The organism is Aquabacterium olei, from assembly GCF_003100395.1.
Classification (GTDB): domain Bacteria; phylum Pseudomonadota; class Gammaproteobacteria; order Burkholderiales; family Burkholderiaceae_C; genus Aquabacterium; species Aquabacterium olei.
The window spans coordinates 1453393-1469717 of the sequence record NZ_CP029210.1 but is presented as its reverse complement, the minus strand read 5'-3'; the positions used below and the strand labels follow the sequence as shown (position 1 = coordinate 1469717).

Here is a 16325-nt window from a genome sequence, read left to right as displayed (position 1 = left end):
CCGGGATCACTCGGCTGTGGCCGCCTCGGGCTTGGTCTTGTCGCTCTTTTTGTTCGGCTGAATGTCGAGCTTGACCTCAGGCTCACCCTTGTCGTTGTCGACCACATCCACCGTCAGGCGCCCGCCGTCGACGAGGCTGCCGAACAGCAGTTCGTCGGCCAGTGCACGACGAATCGTGTCCTGGATCAGCCGCTGCATCGGACGCGCGCCCATCAGCGGGTCGAAACCGCGCTTGGCCAGGTGGCGACGCAGCGCATCGGTGAACGTGACCTCGACCTTCTTCTCGGCCAGCTGGCCTTCCAGCTGCAGCAGGAACTTGTCGACCACGCGCAGGATGACCTCCTCATCCAGCGGCTTGAAGCCCACGATGGCGTCCAGGCGGTTGCGGAACTCCGGCGTGAAGGTGCGCTTGATGTCGCCCATCTCGTCACCCATCTCACGCTGTGTGGTGAAGCCGATGGTGGACTTCTGCAGCGTCTCCGCGCCCGCGTTGGTCGTCATGATGATCAGCACGTTGCGGAAGTCAGCCTTGCGACCGTTGTTGTCCGTCAGCGTGCCGTGGTCCATGACCTGCAGCAGGATGTTGAAAACGTCCGGGTGGGCCTTCTCGATCTCGTCAAGCAGCAGCACCGCATGCGGCTTCTTCGACACCGCCTCGGTCAGCAGGCCACCCTGGTCGAACCCGACGTAGCCCGGAGGCGCCCCGATCAGACGGCTCACCGCATGGCGCTCCATGTACTCCGACATGTCGAAGCGCATCAGCTCAATGCCCAGGATGTAAGCCAGCTGCTTGGCGACCTCCGTCTTGCCGACGCCGGTCGGGCCGCTGAACAGGAAGGCACCGATGGGTTTGTCAGGCTTGCCCAGCCCGGAGCGGGCCATCTTGATGGCCGCCGAAAGGGCATCGATGGCCGCGTCCTGACCGAACACCACGCTCTTCAGATCGCGGTCGAGCGTCTTGAGCTTCGAGCGATCGTCGTTCGACACGCTGGTGCTCGGGATGCGGGCGATCTTCGCAACGATCTCCTCCACCTCGGCACGCGTGATGGTCTTCTTCTGACGGCTCTTGGGCAGCACGCGTTGCGCAGCCCCCGCCTCATCGATGACGTCGATCGCCTTGTCAGGCAGATGCCGGTCGTTGATGAACTTGGCAGACAGCTCGGCAGCGGCCTGGAGGGCTCCCAGCGCGTACTTCACGCTGTGATGCTCTTCGAAGCGCGACTTCAGGCCCTTGAGGATCTCAATGGTCTGCTCGACCGACGGCTCCACCACCTCGACCTTCTGGAAACGGCGCGACAAGGCCGCATCCTTCTCGAAGATACCCCGGAACTCGGTGAAGGTGGTCGCGCCGATGCACTTCAGCTGCCCCGAGCTCAATGCCGGCTTCAGCAGATTGCTCGCGTCCAGCGTGCCACCCGACGCCGCGCCAGCCCCGATGAGGGTATGGATCTCGTCGATGAACAGAATGGCGCCCGCCTGCTCCTTGAGCTGCTTGATCACGGCCTTGAGTCGCTGCTCGAAATCACCGCGGTACTTCGTGCCAGCGAGCAACGCGCCCATGTCGAGGGCAAACACCTCGGCATCGGCCAGCACTTCTGGCACATCGTTCTGGGTGATGCGCCAGGCGAGGCCCTCCGCGATCGCGGTCTTGCCCACACCGGCCTCACCCACCAACAGCGGATTGTTCTTGCGGCGACGGCACAAAACCTGGATCACGCGCTCGACCTCGGACTCGCGCCCGATGAGCGGATCGATCTTGCCTTCGCGGGCCAGCTGGTTGAGGTTCTGGGTGTACTGCTCCAGCGGAGAAGCCTTGCCCTCACCCTCGTCCTTCTCGGCGTCGACCTGGGACGGCTCGGCACCGCTCGACTTCGCTGCCTCGGGCGGATCGGCCTTGCGGATGCCATGCGCAATGAAGTTCACCACGTCGAGACGCGTGACGCCCTGCTGATGCAGGTAATACACGGCGTGGCTGTCCTTCTCCCCGAAGATCGCCACCAGCACGTTCGCCCCGGTGACCTCCTTCTTGCCGCTGCCAGATGACTGGACGTGCATGATCGCGCGCTGGATGACACGCTGGAATCCGAGCGTGGGCTGGGTGTCGACCTCGTCGGTGCCCCCCACGGTCGGCGTGTTGTCCCGGACGAACTGGTCCAGGTTCTTGCGCAGCTCATCCAGATTGGCGGCGCAGGCTTTCAACACCTCGGAAGCAGAGGGGTTGTCGATCAGGGCGAGCAGCAGATGCTCCACGGTGATGAACTCGTGGCGCTGCTGCCGAGCCTCGACGAAGGCCATGTGCAGACTCACTTCCAACTCTTGCGCAATCATGCGGTCTCCAGGATGCACTGCAAGGGATGCCCGGCTTGACGGGCGGCGGCAAGAACGAGTTCGACCTTGGTGGCCGCGACGTCCTTGGTGTAGACGCCGCACACACCACGACCCTCGTGGTGGATTTTGAGCATGATCTGGGTTGCGGTCTCGATGTCGTGACGGAAGTGTTCCTGCAACACGAAGACAACAAACTCCATGGGGGTGAAATCGTCATTCAGCATGACGACCTGAAACAGTCGGGGCGGTTCGAGCGCGAGTTCTTCCTTCTCGGCCACAGCCGCACCCTGCCCGTCCTCTGCGGGCCCTTCCGGCTTGGCCATCAGGATCGGGTGTAACGGATTGGTCATGAAAAAGATTCTACGGGAGCCCCTCACCTCATGCCATGTCATCTTGGGGTGTCCGACCCGGGTTCAAGGGCAGGAAATTCGCAACCCTCACCGTGCTTTTTATTCTTTCCCGCACGAGCCCCGGCAATGTCCACGGGAATACCCCGCCGTCCACTACGGCCATGTGACCTGACTCGAAGCGCGCAACACCGGAGGACCATCCAAACTGCAGAAGTTTCAAGCAGTTACGTACACAAGAATCACGAAACATACCGATCGGCAATTCGGACAGCACCCCTTTGTGGCGCTTGACACGGGCGCTGACACCCCCAGAAAATGAGAACAAATTAACAGGAGGGGCAGTATGGCCACAGGCACTGTCAAGTGGTTCAATGACGCCAAAGGTTTCGGCTTCATCGAACCGGATCAAGGGGGCGGCGACGTGTTCGCCCATTTCTCGTCCATCCAGATGGACGGCTTTCGCACCCTCAAGCAGGGCTCCAAGGTCAGGTACGACCTGGTGGCCGGGCCGAAGGGAATGATGGCGCAGAACATCCAGCCCATGGATGGCGCGACCGCGGGTGACCTCACGGCAGACGCCCTGAGTGACCTGCATTTCCGCGAGCACGCGTCGGCGGGCAGGAGCCTGCCGCACTGACCCTGCTCCCACGGCAGCCCATGCCGCCATGAAGAAAGCCCGCACAAGCGGGCTTTCTTGTTTCAACGCGCCAGCTGGCGCCTTGATGAACGGCACCCGATGGTGCCGAACCAGACTTACATCGACTCGATCATCACCTGACCGAAGCCCGAGCAGGAAACCTGCGTGGCACCGTCCATCAGGCGAGCAAAGTCGTACGTGACCTTCTTGCTCTGGATGGCCTTGTTCATCGAGCTGATGATCAGGTCAGCGGCTTCGAACCAGCCCATGTGGCGCAGCATCATTTCTGCCGACAGGATCTCGGAACCGGGGTTCACGTAGTCCTTGCCAGCGTACTTCGGTGCCGTCCCGTGGGTGGCTTCGAACATCGCCACGCTGTCGGAGAGGTTCGCCCCCGGGGCAATGCCAATGCCGCCGACCTGGGCAGCCAGGGCGTCAGAGATGTAGTCGCCGTTCAGGTTCAGCGTGGCGATCACGCTGTACTCGGCCGGGCGCAGCAGGATCTGCTGCAGGAAGGCGTCGGCGATGGCGTCCTTGATGACGATGTCCTTGCCCGTCCGCGGGTTCTTGAACTTGCACCACGGGCCGCCGTCAATCAGTTCTGCGCCGAACTCGCTTTGTGCCAGCGCGTACGACCAGTCACGGAAGCCACCTTCGGTGAACTTCATGATGTTGCCCTTGTGCACGATCGTCACGCTGGGCTTGTCGTTGTCGATGGCGTACTGGATGGCCTTGCGCATCAGGCGCTCGGTGCCTTCCTTCGACACGGGCTTGATGCCGATGCCCGAGGTTTCCGGGAAGCGGATCTTCTTGACGCCGAACTCGGTCTGCAGGAAGTTGATCAGCTTCTTGGCCTTGTCGCTCTGCGCTTCGAATTCGATGCCGGCGTAGATGTCTTCCGAGTTCTCACGGAAGATCACCATGTCGATCTTTTCCGGCTCCTTCACGGGCGAAGGCACGCCCTTGAAGTAGGTCACCGGGCGCAGGCAGACGTACAGATCCAGTTCCTGGCGCAGGGCCACGTTCAGCGAGCGGATGCCACCACCGACCGGGGTCGTGAGCGGGCCCTTGATCGACACGACATAGTCCTTCAGGACCTGCAGCGTCTCTTCCGGCAGCCACACGTCGGGACCGTACACGCGGGTCGACTTCTCGCCGGCGTAGATCTCCATCCAGTGGATCTGACGCTGACCGCCGTAGGCTTTCGCGACCGCGGCATCGACCACCTTGATCATCACCGGCGTGATGTCGAAGCCGGTGCCATCGCCCTCGATGTAAGGAATGATCGGGTTGTTGGGAACATTGAGCGAGAAGTCCGGGTTGACCGTGATCTTCTGCCCACCTTCGGGCACCTTGATGTGCTGGTACATGTCGTGGTCTCCGCGTTTGGCGTGTCCGAGAAAAACATTGCCATGGATGTCGGCAAGGCGGAACGATTCTACGCCACCGGACAGTCAAATCTTATATAGGACTGACCAGATGGACAGCGGTCTGCCCAGGTGTTGGAATGACGTGTCAGGCGCACCAGGCACGCCATTGCGCCACCAGGTGATGCGACAGTCCCCATGCCGCCATCGCCGCGAGCAGCAAGCCCGATGCCCGGAGCGCCCAGCGCGGATCGATTGGTGCGCCATCAGCACCCGCGTTGGCACTGCTTGCGGCCGCCGCCGTGCCGTCGCGCTGCAGCCAGAGCACGGGCGCCGCGCCGGCCGGCGCGAGCCCGCCCACGCCGCTCGGTGATTGCGCGCTCTGCGCACGCCCCGTGAAGCGGCGGCGCAGCCATGCGAGCAAAGCCGGGGCAAACCAGACCCCTGCGGAACTGGCCACCGCGAACGACAGCATCACCAGGGAACCACCCCACGCGGACGGCGCCAGGACCGCCACCATCAGCGCGCCATACAACAGTCCGCAAGGCATCAGCGCCCACAGCATCCCGGCCAGCAGCACGGCTGCGCGCCGTGCGCTCGGCCGGCCGTCGCCAAGAGCCCCGGACGATGCGAACCGCCTGCGCAGACGGTGATAGAGGTCGATGCCGAACCGGTCGAGCCACGCCGGCACACGCCCCTTCCAGAGCAGCCAGAGGCCGAACAGCACCGCACCGAACTGGGCCATGACCCAGAACGGCTGAAGGATCGCAATTTCGCGCCCCCAGGATGCGACAAGCCCCGCGGAGGCGGCAGCCACGCCGCCCAGCAACGCGTAACCCAGGGCCCGGCCGACGAGTGCCAAACCGGGCAGCCCCTTCGGAAACGCGGCAGCACAGGGCGCGCCGCACATCACGGCACAGTGAGGCAGCCCGCCCAGTCCCATCAGGAAGGCGGAGATCAAGAGGCCAGACAGCATGTCGGCCCCTTCACGCAAGACGGGTCAGATGATTCGGGAGAATCGCTCGACCGCCTTGTCCATCTGCAGATGGCGGTCAAACACCATCGCGATCGCTCGCACGAAATACCAGCCGAGCGCCGTGACACGGACACCGTCGAACTCCACTTGCACCAACCCCGACTCCACGAGCGGTTCCAGCAGGCGCATCTCAGCCTCGAAGTATTGCCGGAAATCGACCAGGTAGGCGAGTTCAATGGATTCGAAGTCCACCCGGCCCTGGCACATGATGGCCATGATGACCGCACGCCTCACCAGGTCATCGCGCGAGAGCGTGAGGCCTCTCACGGTGGGCAATTCACCGCGGCGCAGCGCGTCGTAATACTCGGGCAGCGACTTGGCGTTCTGCATGTAGTGCGGTCCGACGCGGCCAATGGCAGAGACGCCCAGACCGATCACATCACAGTCGGGGTGGGTGCTGTAGCCCTGGAAGTTGCGGTGCAGGCGCCCCTGGCGACGGGCCACCGCCAGGCTGTCATCGTGCAGCGCAAAGTGGTCCATGCCGATGTAGTCGTAGCCCGCCGCACCAAAGCGGTCGATGGCCGAGGCGAGCATCCCGACCTTGTCGGCGCCCGCCGGCAGCGCAGCTGCGTCGATGCGACGTTGCGGCTTGAAGCGTTGCGGCAGGTGTGCGTAGGCATACACGGCCACACGGTCCGGACGGAGCCCGATCACCTGGTCCAGCGTGTGTGCAAAGCGCTCGGGCGTCTGCTTGGGCAGACCGTAGATCAGATCCATGTTGATGGAATCGAATCCCTCGGCGCGGGCCGCTTTCATCAGCTCGGCCACCATTTCATAGGGCTGGACCCGGTGGATGGCCTGCTGAACCAGCGGATCGAAGTCCTGAACACCAAGGCTCAAGCGGTTGAAACCCATGGCCGCCAGGCGCTTGAGTCGCGCGGCATCCACGGTGCGAGGGTCGACTTCGATGGCGTACTCGCCGCCCGGCACGAAACGGAAGGCGTCCTGCAGCATGGTGAGCAGGCCTTCCAGCTCGTCATCGCTGAGGAAGGTGGGGCTGCCGCCACCCAGGTGCAACTGCGACACGGCCTGACCGCGGCCAATCTGGTTGATCACCAATTGAACCTCGGAGCGAAGCGCTTCCAGGTACTCGGTGGCCCGACCATGGTGGCGCGTGATCACTTTGTTGCAGGCGCAGTAGTAGCAGACCGACTCGCAGAACGGGATGTGGACATACAGCGACAGCGGCACGGCACCGCCCGCCATGGCCCCCGCCCCTTCGCTGCGCTGGACGAGCGCCTGGCGGTGCTGGGTCGGCCCGAAGGCCTCCACAAACCGATCGGCCGTCGGGTACGAGGTGTAGCGTGGTCCGGACACGTCAAGTCGAGTCAGCACCTCGCTCGAGATGATGGGGGCGGGTTGAATGGTTATCATGGCCTGGTCGCTCATATACGGAGTCTGTGCCAAACTGGCAGTGCTGCGGGTTGATCTGCCTCAACCTCGAGTCCGGGGATCGGGCAACAATCAGGAAGACCTTGAGGTTCCTCATGTTGAATAACACCATCCCCGTCCTGGACCAGAGCAACACCGACGCATGCCGCTCTTCGAGCAAGGGCTCCACCAACGGTTCGTCGTGTGCAATGAAATACGAAGCATTCAAAGTTGCCTGCTCCAGCTGCAATCTGCGTGAGCTGTGCCTCCCTGTGGGGCTCAGCCAGCCGCAGCTGAGCCATCTGGACTCGCTCGTGGCCACGCGCAAGACCGTCAAGCGGGGCGACGCGTTGTTCCACACGGGCGATGCCTTCCGATCGGTCTATGCGGTGCGCACCGGCTTTTTCAAGACCCGCATCTCCTCCGAGGATGGGCGCGATCAGGTCACCGGCTTCCAGATGGCCGGCGAGTTGCTGGGCCTGGACGGTATCAGCACCGACCGCCATGCCTGTGACGCCATTGCGCTGGAAGATTCTCAGGTCTGCGTGATCCCGTATGCGCAGCTGGAAGACCTGTCGCGCGAGTTCTCGGATCTGCAGCACCAGTTCCACAAGATCATGAGCCGCGAAATCGTGCGTGACCACGGCGTCATGCTGCTGCTGGGCAGCATGCGCGCCGAAGAGCGGCTGGCCGCCTTCCTGCTCAACCTGACGCAGCGCCTGCATGCGCGTGGTTTTTCAGCCTCGGCGCTGGTGCTCCGCATGACGCGGGAAGAGATTGGCAGCTACTTGGGCCTCAAGCTCGAAACCGTGAGCCGCACGTTCTCGAAGTTTCAGGACGAAGGCCTGCTTGAGGTCAAGCAGCGCGACATCCGCATCACCGACGAAGCAGGCCTGCGCGCACTGGTCAACAGCGTGCGGTGCTGATTCCGCATCCCTGATGTGCCTTTGAATAAACCCGCCGCTGGCGGGTTTTTACTTTCGGCGGGGCGAAGCAGCAGAAGTCAGGGACGCGCTGCAGCGTGCCCATGGCGAGACCGCCGAACGCGCCGCTCGATCCGTCTGGCCCCGACCTCGTCATGGCGCATCAGCCAGTGCGACGCCGCCGTAGCCAGGGCAATCAAGGCCCAGAAGGCGAGGAACGTCAGGCTGTAGACGGTGTCGGCATCCGGATACCAGCTGCCGATCTGCAGCATGCCGGGATCCACCCAGGCAAACACCAGCATCTCCAGCAGCCCGGCGACCAAGAACGCGGGCCAGAGGATCTGGGCAGCGTGCAAGCTACGCTGTGTCATGCGGCACTCCTCTCACAGGAATAGGGACACGACCTGATGTTCCGCCAGTCGGGCGGGCTTGCCTGCGGGATTTACCCGCAGGCGGGGGCGCACTCAGCGCTCCGCGGGCTGGGTGCTGCCTTCAGCCGCATGGTTGCGCGCCTTCACCGCGGGCAACTCGTTCGTGGAAGACACCTGGCCTTTGGATGTGTCCAGCACCGGATCCACGTTCTTGACGGCGATGCCGACCGTGAACAAGGAGGCCACGACGACGGCCAGCGGCCCGCCGATCACCATCCACACGATCGGAAGCTTCCACCAGGGGGGCTGGGACACCGGCGCCGAAGGCTGCTCGGAGGCAAGGGCTTGTTCAGACATGAGGGTTCTCCGTGAAGGCCCGCTCAGCGCGGGACCATGAAAGTGGTTCGCTCGCGGATGTCGACCTGCGGGCGGTCACCGTGCCGCAACTGCTCGACCAGCAAGGTCATGCTGTTTGCACCGGTGCCCATCCGGGCGGCCACTTCGGGCGGCACGCGCACGGCAACGGGCACCCAGCGGGCCTCTGCGGGGCCGAGGACGATGTTCTCGCCCCCTTCGACCCGTGCAGCGGTCAGCTGCTCCACACCGATCCGGTAACGCTGCACCTGCTCGCTGGCATTCATCAACTGCACGCGGTAGACGTTCTCCACATAGCCATCATCCACCACCCGGGCCAGAGCCCCGCGGTCGCGGACGATGTCGACCCTGAAGAGAGGTCGGCTATAGATGCTGTACATGAACGCCGCAATCACCGCGAAGAGGATGGCGGTATAGATCAGCACACGGGGGCGCGCCACACGCGCCCACATCTGCGCACGACCCCAACCGTTGTCCATGGAGTTTTCGGTGGCGTAGCGGATCAGGCCACGCGGCGTACCCATCTTGTCCATGACCGAGTCACACACGTCGATGCAGGCGGCACAACCGATGCACTCGTATTGCAGGCCCTTGCGGATGTCGATGCCGGTCGGGCACACCTGGACGCACAGGGTGCAGTCGATGCAATCACCCTTCCCTGCCGCCTTCGCGTCGGTCTTGCGGGAGCGCGATCCACGCGGCTCGCCACGCTTCTCGTCGTAGCTGATGATCAGCGTATCGCGGTCGAACATCGCGCTCTGGAAGCGCGCATACGGGCACATGTACTTGCAGACCTGCTCGCGCATGTAGCCGGCGTTGCCATAGGTGGCAAAGCCGTAAAACAGGATCCAGAAGGATTCCCAGGGGCCGAGACCGAAGCTGATCACGGCCTGGGCCAGTTCACGGATGGGCGTGAAGTAGCCGACGAAGGTGTAGCCCGTCCAGAGCGACACCGTGATCCAGGCAACCTGCTTGCCGGTCTTGCGCAAGACCTTCTGGATGGACCAGGGTGCCTTGTCGAGCTTCATGCGGCGCGTGCGATCGCCTTCGATCTTGCGCTCGATCCACATGAAGATCTCGGTATAGACCGATTGGGGGCACGCGTAACCGCACCACAGCCGACCGGCTACCGCCGTGAACAGAAACAGCCCGTATGCCGAAATCATCAGCAGGGCTGTCAGGTAGATCAGGTCCTGCGGGTAGAGAACCAGATTGAAGAGGTAGAAGCGCCGCGTGCCCAGGTCGAACAGGACCGCCTGGCGATCATTCCACATCAACCAGGGCGTGCCGTAGAAGACGATCTGCGTCACCCACACGAGCACCCAGCGCCAGCGGCTGAACCAACCGGACACCTCGCGCGCGTAGATCTTCTCGGTCTTCTTGTACAGCGACACCGTTTCTTCGCGCCGCTGCTGAGACGCTGCGGGCTGGATGGGGATGACGCGCTTGGTGTCTGCGGAGGGACTGGCTGGCTCTGACATGGCTTGCAGAAATGACTGACGGCGGGGAGGCCGGATACCCCAAAGGGTATCACGATCCATCCTCCGCCGTTCTTTGCTTTCGGATCCAGCTTGACGCGTGTCAAGCTTTGCCGGGCGCAGGGCCCGGCCTGTCACAGGTCACTTGGCCGACGCGGTCTTGACCGGATGAGACTGGGCCCACACGTAGGACGCCACGATCTTGATCTGGTCTTCCGACAGACGCGGGCTCTGGGCCGGCATCACGTTGACCTTGCCGTTGTTGACGATGTGCTGGATGGCCTCTTCGCCCCAGCCATGCAGCCAGACCTTGTCGGTCAGGTTCGGCGCGCCGATGGCCTGGTTGCCCTTGCCGTCCGCACCGTGGCAGGCTGCGCAGGCTGCCTTGAACTTCGCCTTGCCGAGTTCAGCCAGGATCGAGTTGTGGCCCGAACCGGACAGGCTCAGCACGTAGTTCGCCACCTGACGGACTTCGTCCGGGGTGCCGACAGCGGCAGCCATCGGAGGCATCTGGCCACGACGACCCAGCGTGATGGTCTCGATGATCTTCTCGGGCGAGCCGCCGTGCAGCCAGTCACCGTCGGTCAAGTTGGGGAAGCTTTTGGCACCCTTGGCGTCCGAGCCGTGGCAGGCTGCGCAGTTGTTCAGGAACAGACGCTCGCCGATGGCCTGAGCCTGCGGGTCGCGTGCCAGGTCTTCGACCGAGGCGTTCTTGAACTTGGCGAAGATCTTGTCCTGCTCGACCTTGGCCTTGACCATCTCGGCTTCGAGCTGGCCCGTGGAAGACCAGTTCAGCTTGCCGGGGTTGGCACCCAGACCCGGGTACAGCACGAGGTAGCCGATGGCGAAGATCAGCGTGAAGATGAACAGGAACAGCCACCAGCGAGGCAGCGGGTTGTTCAGTTCGCGCAGGTCACCGTCCCACACGTGGCCGGTCGTCTTGTCGACATTACCCTGTGCATCGTAGACAACCTTGTGCTTGGCCGCGCCGATCAGGACGAACGCGCAATACACCAGGCCGAACACCACGATGGCCGTGACATACCACGCCCATCCATTCGAAATGAAGTCGCTCATGTCTGAGCCTCCAGTCAATCTTCTGCGAGAGGCAGCTGGGCTGCCTCTTCAAACTGAGCCTTGTTGCTGCGCGCGTAGGCCCAGACAACGATGCCCACGAAAACGCACAGGCATGCCACCGTGAAGAGGCTTCTCACATCGATGATGTCCATGTGCGCTGCTCCTTACTTGACGGCGGTGCCGAGGACCTGCAGGTACGCGATCACGGCTTCCAGCTCGGTCTTGCCCTTGACCTCCTCGTCGGCGGCCTTGATCTCTGCGTCGGTGTACGGGACACCGACCTTGCGCAGGGCCTCCATGCGGGGCGCCACGGCAGGACCGTCCTGCAGCTTGCTTTCGGCAAGCCACGGGTAAGCCGGCATGTTGGACTCGGGCACCACATCACGCGGGTTGATCAAGTGGGCACGATGCCACTCGTCCGAGTACTTGCCGCCCACGCGGTGCAGGTCGGGACCGGTCCGCTTGGAACCCCACTGGAAGGGGTGGTCGTACACGAACTCGCCGGCCATCGAGTAATGGCCATAACGCAGGGTCTCGGCGCGGAAGGGGCGAACCATCTGCGAGTGGCAGCCGTAGCAGCCTTCACGCAGGTAGACGTCGCGACCGGCCAGCTGGAGCGCGGTGTAGGGCTTCAGGCCTTCCACGGGTTGGGTCGTGCTGTGCTGGAAGAACAGCGGCACGATTTCGACCAGGGCGCCGAAGGCCACGACGACCAGCGTGAGCACGATCATCAGGAAGTTGCTGGTCTCGATCCTCTCGTGGGAGAAGAGCGCAGGCTTGTGGTTGTGATCAGCCATGTTGTTCTCCTTGTTATCAGGCGTGAGCCGGCTGAGCCTGGGCCGAGATCGGCGCATCCACGGCGCGACCAGCCAGGGCAGTCATCACGGTGTTCCACAGCATCAGGATCATGCCGCCCAGGTAGAGCAGGCCGCCCGCGACGCGGATCACGTAGAACGGATAGGTTGCCTTCACGCTTTCGACGAAGGAGTACACCAGGGTGCCGTCCGGGTTCACAGCGCGCCACATCAGGCCCTGCATCACACCGGCAATCCACATCGCAGCGATGTAGAGCACGATGCCGATGGTGGCAGCCCAGAAGTGCAGCGAGATGGCTTGCACCGAGTACATCGTGGTGCGGCCGAACATGCGCGGGATCAGGTAGTACAGCGAGCCCATCGAGATCAGACCCACCCAGCCCAGGGCGCCCGAGTGCACGTGGCCGACCGTCCAGTCGGTGTAGTGCGACAGCGAGTTCACGGTCTTGATGGACATCATCGGACCTTCGAAGGTCGACATGCCGTAGAACGACAGGGCCACGATCAGGAACTTCAGGATCGCGTCGTCGCGCAGCTTGTACCAGGCACCCGACAGGGTCATGATGCCGTTGATCATGCCGCCCCAGGAGGGAGCCAGCAGGATCAGCGAGAACACCATGCCGACGGACTGGGTCCAGTCAGGCAGCGCGGTGTAGTGCAGGTGGTGAGGACCCGCCCACATGTAGGTGAAGATCAGGGCCCAGAAGTGCACGATCGACAGGCGATACGAGTACACGGGCATGCCGGCCTGCTTGGGGATGTAGTAGTACATCATGCCCAGGAAGCCTGCCGTCAGGAAGAAGCCCACGGCATTGTGGCCGTACCACCATTGCACCATGGCGTCCTGAACACCGGCGTACACCGAGTAGGACTTGGTCAGGCTGACGGGGATTTCAGCGCTGTTGACAATGTGCAGCAGGGCCACGGCGATGATGAAGGCGCCGTAGAACCAGTTGGCCACGTAGATGTGGCGAACCTTGCGCATCCCGATGGTGCCGAAGAAGACGACAGCGTAAGCCACCCAGACCAGGGTGATCAGGATGTCGATCGGCCATTCCAGCTCGGCGTATTCCTTGCCGCTGGTGTAGCCCAGGGGCAGCGAGATGGCCGCCAGCAGGATCACCAGTTGCCAACCCCAGAACGTGAAAGCGGCCAGAGGGCCTGCGAAGAGGCGCGTCTGGCACGTTCTTTGCACAACGTGGTAGGACGTTGCGAACAGGGCACAGCCACCGAACGCAAAAATCACCGCATTGGTGTGCAGGGGTCGCAGTCGACCGTAGGAAAGCCAGGGGATCCCGAAATTGAGTTCCGGCCAGGCCAGCTGGGACGCAATGAGGACGCCGACGGCCATACCGACGACGCCCCATAGGACGGCCGCTATGGCGAACTGCCGGACAACCGTGTCGTTGTACGTGGCAGAGTGGGTGGATGCCATCTCTTCTTCTCCTAAGTTACAGCGCGAATTGTGAGGGCAAACCCCCGCCTAAATTTGATGACGCTCAACGTTATCCTCGACTTTTTGAGACTCATCAGACAGGATGCGAATGCCTTCCTGCTCGATGTCTTCAAACTGTCCTGAGTGGACCGCCCATCCCAGGATGGCCAGGATGGCGAGCACCAGCAGGACCGAAACGGGCAACAGGACGTAGAGGATTTCCATGGCGTGATCAGGCTGAAGGGCGGGAGCCCGCCGGATGGGCGCCGAGTCTAAGCGCGTTGAGCACCACGAACAGCGAACTCAGCGCCATGCCGAGGCCCGCCAGCCACGGGGGCAGCAGGCCCATCAGGGCCAGCGGAATGCATGTGAAATTGTAGGCAGCGGCCCACAACAGGTTCTGCCGGACGATGCGCATGGCACGTCGCGCCACGGTCACCGCAGCGGGCACACCCAGCAGCCGCCCCCCCAGCACGATGAAGTCGGCCTGAGACTGGGCCAACGCAGCCCCCTGGTCCAGGGCCACCGACACATCGGCCTTGGCGAGCACGGGGGCGTCGTTGATGCCATCGCCGACCACGGCCACGCGGTGCCCCGCGGCCTGCGCCTGGCGGATCTCTTCGAGTTTGTCTTCGGGCGTGGCCTGGGAGCGGGCCGCCAGGGGCTCGGCACCGGTCGACAGATGGCGGGCTGCAGCGACCACACGCTCGTGCTGGTCGCCGGAAAGCAAAGCCGATTCGCACCCGAGTTGCTGCAATTGTTGCAAGGCGGGGGCCGCCTCGGTGCGGAAGACCTCGTCGAAGACGAAGCCCAGTGCCTCGTCCTGGACGCCCTGGCCCTGGGCATCGAGCGGGGCGATCCACACACGGGCCGCGGACGACACAGGGTCGGGACCCAGCACCCAGGCACCAGAGCCCAGGCGCCAGACGCGGCCTGTGGGATCGCGCCCTTGAACCCCCTTGCCCGCCTCTTCGTGCAAGTCCTGCCAACTGCGTGTGTGCACGGGCTGCCAGGCCTGGACCGCGGCCACGAGGGACCGCGACAGCGGGTGCTGCGAACAGGCGGCCAGGGCAGCGGCGCGCGCAAGCGGCTCGGCGAAGACGGCGGTGCGCCATTCATCGTGACGCCGCCCCTGCCATTCAAGGGCGACCAGACTCAGCTCGCCCTCGGTGAGTGTGCCGGTCTTGTCGAAGTAGACGCGAGACACGGCAGACAAGGCTTCGATCGCGTCCAGCCTGCGAACAAGAACGCCGCGGCGCGCCAGCGCGCCAGCCGCAGAAAGCAGCGCCGCCGGCGCGGCCAGGGACAGGGCACAGGGGCATGTGACGACCAGCACGGAAACCGCCACCCACACTGCGCGCGAGGGGTCAATCCACTGCCAGGCGAGTGCGCCAGCGCCCGCCAGAAAAAGCACCATCCACAGAAAGGGACCGGCCATGCGGTCGGCGGTGCGCATCCAGCCCGGCTTTTCGGTCAACGCCTGTTGAACGAGTGAGACGATCTGCTGATAGCGTGTGTCCGGGCCCAGGCGCTCGACACGCATCCACACCGGGGCGCCGAGGTTCATGCTGCCCGCGACCACCACCTGCCCCGCCACCCGCGGCACGGCGCGCGATTCGCCAGTCAGCAGCGACTCGTCAACCTCCGTGCGACCATCGAGGATCTGCCCGTCCGCCGGGAAGGACTGCCCCACGGCGATCCGCAGGCAGTCGCCGTGCTGCAGCGCAGACAGGGCCACGGATTCGGTCTGGCACGCAGTCCAGTCCGGCGGGGCCGCAGCCGGGTCGGCCGACACGCCAACGGCCCGGTCGACCGCTTCCGGCAGGCGCAGGCACAGCGCCTCCAGGGACTGCGTCACCCGCTCACGCGCGCGCATTTCCAGCCAGCGCCCGGCCAGCAGGAAGGTGACGAACATGGTCAGGGAGTCGAAATAGGCATCGGGCCCGAAGACGTCCTGCGCCCCGAAAGTGACGCCGGTGCTGACAATGAAGGCGGCCGCCATGCCGATCGCGACCGGCGTGTCCATCGCCACCCTGCCCTGCCGCGCAGCGCGCCAGGCGCCAGCAAAGAAGGGCCCGCAGGAAAACAGCATCACCGGGAGGCTCAGCACCCAGCAGGCCCAGTTCAACAACTGCCAGATGTCGGCCGGGATTTCGCCCGGCGAGGCCACGTACTGCGCCCAGGTGATCATCATCACCTGCATCATGCAGAAGCCCGCCACGGAAAGCTGCCACAGCAGCTTGCGCCGCTCACGCAGGCGCTCATGCCCCGCGCGCGCAGCCGAGTCGGGCCAGGCCTTGTAGCCCACCCGCTGCACCGCCTCGACCAGTTCGGACAGCCGGACACGGGCCGGGTCGATCAGGATGCGTGCGCGCTGAGAGGCAGACTGCACCTGGACGTCGGAGACGCCGGGCACCTTGAGCAACGCCGTCTCGATGGTGATGGCACACGCAGCGCAGTACATGCCGGACAGACCCAGGCCGATGCGGCGCTGGCTGCTGCCAAGCGGCGCCTCGAGCACGCACTGCGCAAGCAGGTCCGGATCGTCGAGCCCCGCCGCCTGGGAAGGGGTCAGGGGCGGCAACGGCGGCAGCGCCACGCCGGGCAGGGGCGCGGCGGCTTCACCCGACGGGAAGGCGGTACTGGCAGAGGGAGGCATGGGAGGGCGCTGCTACAGTCTGGCTCGGTGCGAGGGCGGAAAGCCAGGAAGGACTGGCAGAGGCGGCACTGTAAGGGCTGGGCAGAACCCGACCCTGAGCAAG

At 64.0% G+C, this 16325-nt stretch carries 16 protein-coding genes; 2 read left to right on the top strand and 14 right to left on the bottom strand.

The genetic code is table 11. From position 1 onward, the window contains the following. Nucleotides 1-6: 6 nt before the first annotated feature. Together clpA and clpS are read right to left on the bottom strand one after the other, a co-directional pair. The gene (gene clpA, locus DEH84_RS06570) at nucleotides 7-2328 is read right to left on the bottom strand and encodes an ATP-dependent Clp protease ATP-binding subunit ClpA (protein WP_109035870.1); all 2322 of its coding nucleotides are present in this window, start codon (nucleotides 2326-2328) and stop codon (nucleotides 7-9) included. Continuing rightward, nucleotides 2325-2678, bottom strand: coding sequence for an ATP-dependent Clp protease adapter ClpS (gene clpS / locus DEH84_RS06565; RefSeq protein ID WP_109035868.1), 354 nt, complete (start codon nucleotides 2676-2678; stop codon nucleotides 2325-2327). Before clpS ends, clpA begins: the two co-directional genes overlap by 4 nt. Nucleotides 2679-3021: 343 nt before the next feature. On the opposite strand from clpS, the gene DEH84_RS06560 reads away from it, so the two are divergent. Continuing rightward, on the top strand, nucleotides 3022-3315 hold the full coding sequence (locus DEH84_RS06560; RefSeq protein WP_109035866.1) for a cold-shock protein: 294 nt from the start codon (nucleotides 3022-3024) through the stop codon (nucleotides 3313-3315). Between the two features lie 116 nt (nucleotides 3316-3431). Here DEH84_RS06560 and icd read toward each other — a convergent pair whose 3' ends face one another. The 3 genes from icd to hemN all read right to left on the bottom strand — a co-directional run bounded on the left by icd (nucleotide 3432) and on the right by hemN (nucleotide 7092). Further along, nucleotides 3432-4685, bottom strand: coding sequence for an NADP-dependent isocitrate dehydrogenase (gene icd / locus DEH84_RS06555; RefSeq protein WP_109035864.1), 1254 nt, complete (start codon nucleotides 4683-4685; stop codon nucleotides 3432-3434). 145 nt (nucleotides 4686-4830) lie between these two features. Beyond that, nucleotides 4831-5658, bottom strand: coding sequence for a sulfite exporter TauE/SafE family protein (locus DEH84_RS06550; protein WP_109035862.1), 828 nt, complete (start codon nucleotides 5656-5658; stop codon nucleotides 4831-4833). Between the two features lie 24 nt (nucleotides 5659-5682). Next, entirely contained in the window at nucleotides 5683-7092 is a 1410-nt protein-coding gene (hemN, locus tag DEH84_RS06545) for an oxygen-independent coproporphyrinogen III oxidase (protein ID WP_109038249.1), read from the bottom strand. A 206-nt stretch (nucleotides 7093-7298) separates the two neighbouring features. Between hemN and fnr the strand changes: the two genes are divergently transcribed. Further along, on the top strand, nucleotides 7299-8015 hold the full coding sequence (gene fnr, locus DEH84_RS06540; protein ID WP_245932755.1) for a fumarate/nitrate reduction transcriptional regulator Fnr: 717 nt from the start codon (nucleotides 7299-7301) through the stop codon (nucleotides 8013-8015). A gap of 77 nt (nucleotides 8016-8092) precedes the next feature. On the opposite strand, the gene DEH84_RS06535 is transcribed toward fnr, so the two are convergent. From DEH84_RS06535 to DEH84_RS06495, 9 genes are all read right to left on the bottom strand, one after another. Further along, the gene (locus DEH84_RS06535) at nucleotides 8093-8383 is read right to left on the bottom strand and encodes a hypothetical protein (RefSeq protein ID WP_179950620.1); all 291 of its coding nucleotides are present in this window, start codon (nucleotides 8381-8383) and stop codon (nucleotides 8093-8095) included. Nucleotides 8384-8476: 93 nt separating this feature from the next. Further along, entirely contained in the window at nucleotides 8477-8740 is a 264-nt protein-coding gene (locus DEH84_RS06530) for a nitrogen fixation protein FixH (protein WP_218929766.1), read from the bottom strand. A 23-nt stretch (nucleotides 8741-8763) separates the two neighbouring features. Beyond that, entirely contained in the window at nucleotides 8764-10239 is a 1476-nt protein-coding gene (gene ccoG / locus DEH84_RS06525) for a cytochrome c oxidase accessory protein CcoG (RefSeq protein ID WP_109035858.1), read from the bottom strand. A 138-nt stretch (nucleotides 10240-10377) separates the two neighbouring features. Beyond that, nucleotides 10378-11313 carry a cytochrome-c oxidase, cbb3-type subunit III gene (gene ccoP / locus DEH84_RS06520; protein WP_109035856.1) on the bottom strand — a complete coding sequence of 312 codons (936 nt, stop codon included), beginning with the start codon at nucleotides 11311-11313 and terminating at the stop codon, nucleotides 10378-10380. A gap of 14 nt (nucleotides 11314-11327) precedes the next feature. Continuing rightward, on the bottom strand, nucleotides 11328-11465 hold the full coding sequence (locus DEH84_RS06515; RefSeq protein WP_109035855.1) for a cbb3-type cytochrome oxidase subunit 3: 138 nt from the start codon (nucleotides 11463-11465) through the stop codon (nucleotides 11328-11330). 12 nt (nucleotides 11466-11477) lie between these two features. Continuing rightward, complete coding sequence (ccoO, locus tag DEH84_RS06510; protein WP_109035853.1) at nucleotides 11478-12110, bottom strand: cytochrome-c oxidase, cbb3-type subunit II; 633 nt, start codon at nucleotides 12108-12110, stop codon at nucleotides 11478-11480. Nucleotides 12111-12126: 16 nt separating this feature from the next. After that, on the bottom strand, nucleotides 12127-13563 hold the full coding sequence (ccoN, locus tag DEH84_RS06505) for a cytochrome-c oxidase, cbb3-type subunit I (RefSeq protein WP_109035851.1): 1437 nt from the start codon (nucleotides 13561-13563) through the stop codon (nucleotides 12127-12129). Between the two features lie 48 nt (nucleotides 13564-13611). Then, on the bottom strand, nucleotides 13612-13788 hold the full coding sequence (ccoS, locus tag DEH84_RS06500; RefSeq protein ID WP_109035849.1) for a cbb3-type cytochrome oxidase assembly protein CcoS: 177 nt from the start codon (nucleotides 13786-13788) through the stop codon (nucleotides 13612-13614). 7 nt (nucleotides 13789-13795) lie between these two features. Continuing rightward, complete coding sequence (locus tag DEH84_RS06495; RefSeq protein WP_109035847.1) at nucleotides 13796-16222, bottom strand: heavy metal translocating P-type ATPase; 2427 nt, start codon at nucleotides 16220-16222, stop codon at nucleotides 13796-13798. Nucleotides 16223-16325: the final 103 nt, after the last annotated feature.